This is a genomic window from Streptomyces sp. NPDC047841 (assembly GCF_040704085.1).
Taxonomy (GTDB): domain Bacteria; phylum Actinomycetota; class Actinomycetes; order Streptomycetales; family Streptomycetaceae; genus Streptomyces; species Streptomyces argyrophylli.
This window is the reverse complement of the sequence record NZ_JBEYRP010000079.1, coordinates 1-3,372: the sequence shown is the minus strand read 5'-3', so window position 1 is coordinate 3,372 and position 3,372 is coordinate 1. Positions and strand designations below refer to the sequence as shown.

At 72.2% G+C, this 3,372-nt stretch carries 3 protein-coding genes and 1 pseudogene; 3 read left to right on the top strand and 1 reads right to left on the bottom strand.

What is annotated here, in order from left to right; translation table 11 throughout:
* Together AB0947_RS42685 and AB0947_RS42680 are read left to right on the top strand one after the other, a co-directional pair.
* Nucleotides 1–825: helix-turn-helix transcriptional regulator (locus AB0947_RS42685; protein WP_366755742.1), on the top strand; the 825-nt coding region annotated here is incomplete at its 5' end.
* 413 nt (nt 826–1,238) lie between these two features.
* Nucleotides 1,239–1,586, top strand: a pseudogene (locus AB0947_RS42680) (PP2C family protein-serine/threonine phosphatase); the annotation flags it as partial.
* A 46-nt stretch (nt 1,587–1,632) separates the two neighbouring features.
* Here AB0947_RS42680 and AB0947_RS42675 read toward each other — a convergent pair.
* Nucleotides 1,633–2,616: an SDR family NAD(P)-dependent oxidoreductase gene (locus AB0947_RS42675; protein ID WP_366755741.1), complete on the bottom strand. Its 984-nt coding sequence runs from the start codon at nt 2,614–2,616 to the stop codon at nt 1,633–1,635.
* Nucleotides 2,617–2,758: 142 nt separating this feature from the next.
* Between AB0947_RS42675 and AB0947_RS42670 the strand changes: the two genes are divergently transcribed.
* Nucleotides 2,759–3,343, top strand: a complete 585-nt coding sequence (locus AB0947_RS42670; protein ID WP_366755740.1) for a helix-turn-helix domain-containing protein — start codon at nt 2,759–2,761, stop codon at nt 3,341–3,343.
* Nucleotides 3,344–3,372: the final 29 nt, after the last annotated feature.

The window sequence follows — 3,372 nt, the reverse complement described above, 5'->3', positions numbered from 1 at the left end:
GAGATCGCCGCCTTTTTGCGCACCCGTCGCGCGCGGGTGAGCCCCGAGTCGGCGGGACTGCCCGCCGACGGGCGCGTCCGGCGCGTGCCCGGCCTGCGCCGCGAGGAAGCCGCCCGCCTCGCGGGTGTGAGCACCGAGTACTACACCCGGCTGGAACAGGGCAGGGCCGCGCACCCCTCGCCCGAGGTGGTGGACGCCCTGGCCCGCGCCCTGCGCCTGGACGCTGCCGAGCGCGAGCACCTCACCAACCTGCTCGCCCGACCGGGCGGGCGGCGCGCCCCGGTCAACCCGCAGCGGGTCCGCCAGGGGCTGCACCTGATGCTCCAGACCCTGGACGAGGTGCCCGCGTTCGTCATCGGCCGGCGCACCGACGTCCTCGCCTCGAACGGCCTGGCCCGCGCCGTCCTGACCGACTTCGAGGCGCTGCCCGTCCCGCGGCGCAATCTGGCGCGCTACTACCTGCTGGACCTCGAGGCCCGCGAGCGCACCGCCGACTGGGAGCAGATCGCCGCCGAGACCGTGGCCATGCTGCGCCTGGAGGCGGGCCGCTGTCCGCAGGACCGCCGGCTGGCCGATCTGATCGGTGAACTGACGCTGAAGTCACCGGAGTTCAGTACGTGGTGGAACGACCACCGGGTGCTGCGGCGCAGCCACGGGACCCTGCACTACCGGCACCCGCTCGTCGGCGACCTGCACTTCTCCTACGAGTCGCTGCAGCCGCCCGGCGACGACAACCAGACCCTGTGCGTCTACCTCCCCGAGCCGGGCTCCGCCACGGCCGAGTCCCTGCGCATCCTCAGCAGCTGGACCACCAGCCAGATGTGAGAAGACGGTCTGCAGCCGGGCCGGACAAGCGTAGCCGCAGGCTCGTTCCTCCTCGGCGATCCAGCGGTCGATGAGCCCAAGCTGCCGGACGGCCTGCTGCTCGACGACGCGCCGGGCGAAGCGCGGCGCATCCAGAAGCGCGGTACAGCCTGGTTGCCGGGCAGAAGCAGGGCGGCAGCCGGCGCGAATGGGACCGGGCTCCAGGCGCAACGCGCGATCGTCCGGGAGCCGGGGCGGTCGCGAGGGATCCGCTTCGCATGACCGGCGCCGACCGCTGCGCCTGATGCTCGAATCCGGCGACCGGCCGGTGCAGCACGGCTGGTGGCACCGCGAGGAGGTGGCGCGGGACAAGTTCCGGCCGCTTGATCGGCGCGTGGGCATACCCGACGCTCGCATCAGCCTCTGCGACGAGGATGCCACAGAAGCGCCGGCGGCCTGGCCACTCCAACGCCGGCCATCTGCCTCCACTGCTGGTCACCCACCAGGGCGGCACCCGCTACCTCGACGACAGCCACGACCTGCTCCCGGGCGTCGGCCCCCACCACCCCCGCAGCCAGGCCACCGTGGACCTGCCTGCCCGCTCCACCCTCCTGCTCTACACCGACGGGCTGATCGAACGCCGCGGCGAGAGCCTGGATGCCGGATCGACCCGGCTGCGCCGGCACGCCGCCGCCCTCGCCCGTGAACCCCTGCCCGTGCTGTGCGACGAACTCCTCGCCGGCCTCCTCGCCGAGCGCTGTCCCGACGACGTCGCCCCGCTCGCCCTTCGGCTGCCCCGAGCCCGGCACTGGCCAGGGGGTGGTGCGATCAGGCGGTCGTCGGTGAGGCCGCCAGCATGTCGATGGAGACCTGCCAGAGAAGGGCCGCCCGCTCGGGGTCCACGGCGTGGGCCGCTACGCCGCGGCGGATACCGGGCTGGTGCGGGGCGGCCTCGTTGCAGTCCTCGAAGTACCGACCACTGACCCCTTCGACCAGCGGGGAGGCGGCGAGCAGCACGGATGTGGCGGCTCCCTGCTGGATGTCCTTCCAGGACACGTCGGTGCTGCCGGCCTCGAACGTGGCCGGGCTGTTGGAGATGTCGCCGATGTGGCGGCCGAGTCGGGTGGTGGTGATGCGGCCGGGGTTGAGGGCGTTGACCGCGATCAGGTCCGACGCCCAACGGCGGCTCGCCTCGACGGCGAACAGGACGTTAGCGGTCTTGGACTGGCTGTAGGCCGCCCACGGGTCGTAGGGGTGCCGGTCGAAGTTGATGTCGTCGAACAGGACGTCGCCGTTGACGTGCCCCACCGAACTGACGGCGACGACGCGGGATCCGCGGGCCGAAGCGAGGGCGTCGTGCAGGCCGGTGGCGAGCGCGAAGTGGCCGAGGTGGTTCGTGGCGAACTGCAGCTCCCACCCTTCCTTCGTCCGCTCCAGCGGTGAAGCCATGACGCCGGCGTTGAGGACCAGCATGTGCAGCGGCCCCTGCCACGCCTCGACGAAGGAGCGCACCGAGGCCTGGTCGGTGAGGTCGAGCAGCGTGGCATGGACGCTTCCCGGACCGCTCCGCGGGGCGATCTCCTGTGCGACGTCCGCCCCCGCGGCGAGGTCACGGACGCCGATGACGACCTCGGCGCCGGCCGCGGCCAGCACACGAGCGGTTTCACGTCCGATTCCGGAGGCCGCGCCGGTGACGACAGCACGCCGGCCGGTGAGGTCGACTCCGGTGACCACTTCGGCGGCGGTGGTCTGAGCCCCGAAGGGGGTGGTGATCAGGTGGTCGGTCACGAGCTGCTCCAAGAAGGCGGTCATGCGGGGCGGCATGCGCGCAGGCGAGTGGCGCGCGGGCAGGGTGCCGCCGTAGTCTCATATCCGGAACTGGTTCCGGTTCGCTGATGACAGTAAGCGGAACCGGTTCCGCTTGCAAGTGGCGGCGGCACGACGGGAGTGCGGAGTGACCAGCGACGGCGGGAGTGAGGCGCGGCGCCCCAGGTCGTTGCGCGCCGACGCGCAGCGCAACGAGGACCGGCTGCTGGAGGCAGCGGCAGCCGCGTTCGCTCGCGACGGAGCGGGTGCCTCGGTCAAGGACATCGCCCGCGCAGCCGGCGTCGGCGTCGGCACGCTGTACCGCCGCTTTCCCTCCAAGGAACTCCTGATCGAGGCGATCTACCGGCACGAAGTGCAGCGGCTGTGCGACTCGGCGCCGCACCTCGCCGCCACACGGCCACCCGTGGACGCCCTGCGGACGTGGATGGAAGCCTTCATCGACTTCATGACCGCCAAGGACGGCATGGCCGACGCGCTGCGCGTGGTGCTGACCGACGACGGCGAGAAGATGCACACCCGCGCCCTGCTCGCCGACGCCATCGCCCACTTGCTCGCCGCCGGGCAGGAGCGGTCCCCGGCCCGCTCCGAGGTCGACGCCCAGGACGTGCTCATGGCCCTGGGCGGCATCAGCCTCATGGCCTCCAGTGAGGGGCGTCGCGACCTGGCCACCCGGCTCATCGACCTGCTCCTGCACGGCATTGTGAAGAGCTGACACGCCCGAGCCGGCTGGTGGGAGACTCG